Annotated in this window: 6 protein-coding genes; all 6 read left to right on the top strand. The window is 70.7% G+C overall.

The features are described 5' to 3' along the window. Nucleotides 1-1024 (top strand): lanthionine synthetase LanC family protein (locus FXN61_RS46330; protein WP_281360877.1); only part of this gene is annotated, 1024 nt, incomplete at its 5' end. Nucleotides 1025-1036: 12 nt separating this feature from the next. Next, nucleotides 1037-1213, top strand: coding sequence for a hypothetical protein (locus tag FXN61_RS46325; protein ID WP_167980172.1), 177 nt, complete (start codon nucleotides 1037-1039; stop codon nucleotides 1211-1213). A gap of 84 nt (nucleotides 1214-1297) precedes the next feature. After that, a complete protein-coding gene (locus FXN61_RS46320; protein ID WP_167980171.1) occupies nucleotides 1298-4171 on the top strand; it encodes a LuxR family transcriptional regulator in 2874 nt (957 codons plus the stop codon). A 73-nt stretch (nucleotides 4172-4244) separates the two neighbouring features. Further along, nucleotides 4245-4676 carry a DUF4383 domain-containing protein gene (locus FXN61_RS46315; protein ID WP_167980170.1) on the top strand — a complete coding sequence of 144 codons (432 nt, stop codon included), beginning with the start codon at nucleotides 4245-4247 and terminating at the stop codon, nucleotides 4674-4676. A gap of 204 nt (nucleotides 4677-4880) precedes the next feature. Further along, entirely contained in the window at nucleotides 4881-5636 is a 756-nt protein-coding gene (locus FXN61_RS46310) for a carboxylate-amine ligase (RefSeq protein ID WP_246293118.1), read from the top strand. Next, a partial coding sequence (locus tag FXN61_RS46305) for an iron-containing redox enzyme family protein (protein WP_167980169.1) occupies nucleotides 5611-6380 on the top strand: 770 nt, incomplete at its 3' end. The genes FXN61_RS46310 and FXN61_RS46305, both read left to right, overlap by 26 nt.

Genomic DNA, 6380 nt, shown 5'->3' with positions numbered 1-6380 from the left:
GCCGCGGCGACCGGATCCGGCGCGGCTGCTGGTCGCCGCGTGCGGGATCGCCGACCAGATCCTCGCGCACGCCGTCACCGGCAGGGACCGCGTCAACTGGCTCGGGCTCGAGCTCGTCGACGACCGGCACTGGACTGTGCAGCCGCTCGGTGCTGGTTTGTCCAACGGCTACACAGGTGTCGCCCTCTTCCTGGCGGAGCTGGGAGCGTTGACGGGTGCCGCCAGGTACGTCGACTTCGCCCGCGACGCCATCCGGCCGTTGCCGTCCTTGCTGGAGATGTTCGCCGCGGAACCGGAGCTGGCCGCGGCGGCGGGTGGCGGGTTCCACGGCCTGGGCGGCATTTGCTACGGGCTGGCGCGCCTCACGCCGCTGCTCGGCCTTGATCCTTCGCTGCTGTCGTCGGCCGTGTCGGTGATGCCGAGGGAAGACTCGTCGATCAGCGTCGTGGACGGTGTCGCGGGATCGCTGGCCGCGATGCTCGCGGTGGGCACGCCGGAATCGCTGGCACTCGCCGATCGCTACGCGGCCGTTCTGCGTGGCGCCACGAGCACGGCGAACGGGTTCGCCCGCGGCCATGCGGGAATCGGATGGGCTTTGCGGCGTTACGCGGCAACGGTTCGCGACGAGTTGTCGGATGCGGCAGCGAAAGCGTTTCTGGAAGGCGACGCCATCGACCCGACCGACAACGGCTGGTGCGCGGGCCTCGCCGGCGCCGCCCTGGCACGGGACGACGAACGCCTGGCCGGTCTGCTGGCGTCACGGGAACCGTTGCGGGACATGAGTCTGTGCCACGGCGAACTGGGCGTCGTCGAAGCACTCGCCGCGCACCACCCCAGCGCCGCGACCCGCCGCACGGCGCTGTTGCTGGGAGCACTGGAGGAACACGGCGCCCGCTGCGCCACACCGGGCGGCGTCCCGTCGCCAGGCCTGCTCACGGGCCTGGCCGGCATCGGGCACGGCCTGCTGCGCCAAGGGTTTCCTGTGCCATCGGTCCTGCTGCTGGAACACAACACCAACACCTGAGGAGTGCACCCGATGAACGAGTCCCTGCACCAGCCGGAGCCGGCCGAGCACGCGATCGGGGAGATGGAGCTCGCCCCCAAGGTCCTCGCGGGTGCGAGGGCGCGCGCCCTGATGGGCCTCACGCTCGCGATGAGCGCCTTCGCGGCGATCACACCCACGCTGTCGGACACGACCGTCAGCGACAAGTAACGCTTTCACGCTGAAGAAACTTTCGTTCCGAATACGCCTGGGCAACCGACACGGAGACCTTCACAAGGCCGTTAGGGTCCAGACATGCAGACCCGGGCGCACGTGGTCGGCCGCGACCGAGAGGTCGCGGCCATCACGGGGGCGCTCGCGCACACACGCGAATCCCGTGGTGGGGCCGTCTTCCTGACCGGTGAGGCCGGCATCGGCAAGTCGCGGCTCGCACGGTTCGCGGCGGGTCAGGCGTTCGACGAGGGCATGCGGGTGCTGAAAGGACGCGGCACGACGATCGGGCCGATGGTGCCGTTTCGTCCAATCGCGGAAGCCCTTCTCGGTCTGTTCCGCGGCGAACCGCCGGACGACTCCGCGCTCGGGCCCTACAAACCCGTGCTGGGCACGCTGATCCCGGAATGGCACGACCACCGGTCCACGACGGAGTCGGTGGTGGTGCTCGCCGAGGCGGTGCTCAGGCTGCTCGCGTCCGTGGCGCGCAAGACGCCGTGCCTGCTCGTCCTCGAAGACCTGCACGAGGCCGACGCCGAGACGCTCGCCGTCGTCGAGTACCTGGCGGACAACCTGGAGGACCAACCGGTTCTGCTGCTCGCCACGATCCGCACCGAGCCCGGCAACGCGCTGGAGCTGGTCCACCGGATCGTGCAGCGCGGCTGCGGCACGCTGCTGGAACTGGACAGGTTGTCCCAGGACGAGGTCGCGCAGATGACGGCGGCCTGCCTGGAAAGCTCGCGGATTCCGGCCGAGCTGACCGATCGACTGTGGACGGACAGCGCCGGAAACCCGTTCGTCGTCGAGGAACTGCTGCACGGCATGGTGAGCGGTGGGATGCTCGTGTCAGGGGCGCTGGGCTGGCAGGTGCTCGGCGAGCTCAAGCTGCCGGTGCCGGCGGCGTTCGTGCGCAGCGTCGCGCACCGCACCGACCGGCTGGGGCCGCAGGGCAGGGAAGTGCTGTCCATCGCGGCGGTCCTGGGCCATCGGTTCCCGCTTTCGGTGGTGCAGAAGGTGACCCGCACCGACGACCGCGAGCTGCTGAGCCACCTGCACGCGGGTGTCGCCGCGCAGCTCGTGACGCCGGACGAGCCCACCCCCGACTGGTACTCGTTCCGCCACCCGCTCACCGCGGACGCGTTGCTCGCCCAGCTGACCCCTGCCGAACGTGCGGAACTGTCCAGGCGCACCGCCGACGCGGTCGAGGACCTGCATCCGGGACTGCCCGGTGACTGGTGCCCGCTCGTCGCGAAGCTGCGGTTCGACGCCGGATCACCTGCCCAGGCCGGCAGGCTGTTCGCGGAGGCGGGCACACGCGCGCTGGCGGGCGGCGCGGCAGGCTCGGCCGTCACGCTGCTCGATCGCGCACAACGCCTGCTGACGGACGAGATCACCGCCCGCGCCGACGTCCTCGACACCCTACTTCCCGCTCTCGCCGAGACGGGCGAGTTCGAACGCGCCTTCGCCCTGGACGTGACGGAGCTCCACGGCCTGGACAGCCCGCGCCGCGCGAAGCTCCACACGCGACTCTCGCGCGTCGCCTACCTGGCCGGCTGGTTCACCGAGGGCGTGGAGCAGGTGCGCATCGCCCGCACGTTGCTCGGCACGGACGCGTGCGACGAGCTGACCGCCCAGCTGGACGTCAACTCCGCCTATCTCGCGCTGAACATCCCGAGCACCGACCGGATCTCCTCCGCGGCGGGCCTGGCCAGGCAGGCGGCTCTCGCGGCGGACCGCGCACAGCTGCCGGTGGTGGCGTGCGAGGCGTGGCAACTGCTCGGGATCATCGCGCGCGAACAGGACCTCGACGAAGCCAACACGTGCTTCGACAAGGCGCGGGCGCTCGCGGACACACACCGGATGCCGATCCAGCACATCTACGCGCTGGTGCGGCTGGCGGGCAACGACTGGCTCGCACACGGCAGCACCGCCGCACTGGACCGCACCCACGCCGAGGCGTGCCGGGCGGGCGCGATCACGGTGGCGCACAACGTGGACGCGATCCTGGCGTTGCAGTCCGTGCTCACCGGTGACCACGCCGTGGCCGCCGAGCAGATCGACAGGTGCCTGCGGACCACAGCGCGCCTCCGGTTCCACGCGTTGACCCGCTATCTGTTGATGGCGAAGGCGACGCTGGCCGCGCACCGCGGCCACCGCGCCGAAACCGACGACGCCATCAGGAAGTTCGAGGCGGTCGCGAAAAGCGGCGCGCAGGAGCACCCGCTCTGCTACGGGCTCGCCCGCGCGTTCTGCGCCCTGCTGGAAGAGAACCACGCGCTGGCCACCCAGGAGCTCGACCACGCTCTCGAACTGGAGTCGCAGAACCCCACGACGTTCCACCTCTCCGGCACGCACGGCATCCGCGTGCTCCTCGGTGTGCTCGACGGCCGCTTCGGCTGGCCCGACTACCACGCCCTGGCAACGGCTTCCGCCGCCGGCATGCGGTGGAACCGGCAGTTCGCCGACCTCGCGCACGCCGTGCTCCTGGGCCGTGACGACCGGTGCGGGGAGGCGCTGGCCGCCTTCGAGCGCGCCCAGGAGGCCGCCGCGCTGTACCCGATGGCCCGCCACCTGGGCGTGCGGCTGGTCGCGCCGGAGGCCTCGGGGTGGGGCGATCCGGTGACCTGGCTGCGGTCGTCCGAGGAGTACTTCCACCAGACAGGGATTGCGGCTGTGGCGTCGGCGTGCCGTGGACTGCTCAGGCAGGCCGGAGCGCCGGTGCAGCAACGTCGCAGCGGCACGGAGCAGGTGCCCCGGCAGCTGCGCGGGCACGGCGTCACAGTGCGCGAGTTCGAGGTGTTCGTGTTGCTGGCCGACCGGATGGGCAACAAGGCCATCGGGACCCGCCTGCACATCTCGCCGCGCACGGTGGAAAAGCACGTCGCCTCGCTGATCGCCAAGACGGGTCAGCCCGATCGGGAGTCCCTGTCCGCGTACGCCGCGGCGCTGAGCCGCTGACGCTCGGGTTTGCGTCTACCCCGGCCGGGTAGTCGGTCACTGACTGTGTCCATCACCAAGCGAGGTGACCAAGATGGTCGACGTCACTACCCGCACGCGGGTCCAGCAGGCCGCGCTGGTCGTCGCGGCCGTGTTCGCACTGGTCGGTGTGCTCGGCTTCATCCCGGGCGTCACCACGGACTACGACCAGATGACCTTCGCGGGTCACGAGTCCGGCGCGATGCTGCTGGGCATCTTCATGGTGTCGATGCTGCACAACATCGTGCACCTGCTGTTCGGCGTCGCGGGCTTCCTGGCCGCGCGCACGGCGGCCGGCGCGCGGGCGTTCCTGATCGGCGGCGGCGCGGTCTACCTCGTGCTGTGGCTGTACGGACTGGTGATCGACAAGACGAGCAGCGCGAACTTCGTGCCGCTCAACGGCGCCGACGACTGGCTGCATTTGGTTCTCGGCCTCGGCATGATCGGACTGGGGGCCGCGCTTGGCCGGCGTGCCGCAGTGCGCTGACACCGTTGGCGTAGAAGAAGAGTTCCTCCTCGTCGACACGGCGTCCGGACGTACCTCGGTGCGTGCGGACGCCGTGCTGGCGCGTGTCCAGGACACCGGGCTGACGAAGTTCCACGCCGAGCTCGCGGCCACGCAGGTCGAGGCCGCGACGGGCCGTGCACGTCGGCCGCCGACCTCGGCGAGGCCCTGCGGCAAGCCCGCGCGATGCTCGCGAAGGCCGCGGAGGAGGTCGGCGTCGGGCTGCTTTCCCGTGGCACGCCGGTGAAGCCGTCTCTGCAGCCGATCGTGTCCCACGACAACCCGCGGTTCCGCCACGTCCTCGACGCCTACGCCGGCGTCGTCGAGCATTACGAGGCCTGCGGTTGCCACGTCCACGTGGGCGTTCCGGACCGTGAAACCGGTGTGCGGGTGCTGAACCACGTGCGGCCGTGGCTGCCGACGCTGCTCGCGTTGTCCGCGAACTCCCCTGACAACGGCTACGCGAGCTGGCGGATGGTCCAGCAGTCCCGCTTTCCCGGCTCCGGGGTGCCACCGGTGTTCGCCGGCCCCGCCGACTACGACGCCCACGTCGCCCGGATGGTCACGTGCGGCACGCTCGTGGACCGCGCGCAGTCGTTCTGGCTCGCCCGCCTGTCGCCGAAGCTGCCGACCGTGGAGTTCCGCGTGGCCGACGCGGCGGAGACGGTGGACGACGCGGTCCTGCAGGCCGCCCTGTCCCGCGCTCTCGTCCACACGGCATGCCTCGTGGACGAATCCCCGCCGGTGCGTGACGACGTGTGCGCGGCAGCGGTCTGGGCGGCCTCCCGGTACGGCCTGGACGGCGCCGGCGTCCACCCGTGGCGTGAGTGCCGGGTGCCCGCGACAGCGCTGCTGGAGGAGCTGCTGAAGCACGTGACGCCGGCGTTGGAGGCACGAGGTGAGCTCGTGCTCGTGCATGACCTCGTCGACCAGCGGGTATGACACCGTGGTGAAGCTTCCTTCGCCCCGCGGGCCGCTTTCGGAGACCGTCATCGGCACGCTGAGCGGTGAACCGGACGGCCGGCCGATCCCGTTCACCGACGCCGATCCGTACGGCGAGGACCTGACCATCGCGCTGCACACGTTGTACGAGCTGCACTATTGCGGGTTCGACGACGTGCACCCCGCCTGGGAGTGGGATCCCAGGCTCCTCGAGCTCCGCGCCCAGGCCGAGATCGTCTTCCTCGCCGCGCTGCGGTCCGATGTGGACGGCGGCGACGACCTGAATGCGGCGCTGGACGCGTTGCTGGTCGAGCACGTCCCTGGGAGCGGTGTGTCGCATCACCTGCGGGACAACGGAACCTGGGACGAGATGCGCGAGTACCTCGCGCACAGGTCGGTGTACCACCACAAGGAAGCGGACCCGCACGCGTGGGTGATCCCGAGACTGCGCGGCAGAGCGAAGGCGGCGCTGGTCGCGGTGGAGTTCGACGAGTTCGGCGGCGGCAGGGCCGACCGGATGCACTCCCGCCTCTACGCGGATCTGCTCGAAGGCGCCGGAATGTCAGCGGACTACCTGCACTACGTGGACGACGTGCCCGCTCCTGCCATCGCGATCGTCAACATGATGTCGCTGTTCGGCCTGCACCGGTCGTTGCGCGGCGCGCTGGTCGGCCACTTCGCCGCCGCCGAGATCACCACGGCACCGAGCGCCCAGCGCATGGCCCAGGCGTTGGTCCGTCTGGA

Origin of the sequence: Lentzea indica (assembly GCF_012184385.1) — a bacterium.
Lineage (GTDB): Bacteria > Actinomycetota > Actinomycetes > Mycobacteriales > Pseudonocardiaceae > Lentzea > Lentzea indica.
Note: the sequence above shows the minus strand (reverse complement) of the source record. Positions and strands in the feature narration are given on the sequence as shown.

Bases quoted from the DNA above. Each gene is read 5' to 3' on its own strand.
- FXN61_RS46325 (WP_167980172.1), top strand. From the start codon at position 1,037: ATGAACGAGTCCCTGCACCAGCCGGAGCCGGCCGAGCACGCGATCGGG.
- FXN61_RS46320 (WP_167980171.1), top strand. From the start codon at position 1,298: ATGCAGACCCGGGCGCACGTGGTCGGCCGCGACCGAGAGGTCGCGGCC.
- FXN61_RS46315 (WP_167980170.1), top strand. From the start codon at position 4,245: ATGGTCGACGTCACTACCCGCACGCGGGTCCAGCAGGCCGCGCTGGTC.
- FXN61_RS46310 (WP_246293118.1), top strand. From the start codon at position 4,881: ATGCTCGCGAAGGCCGCGGAGGAGGTCGGCGTCGGGCTGCTTTCCCGT.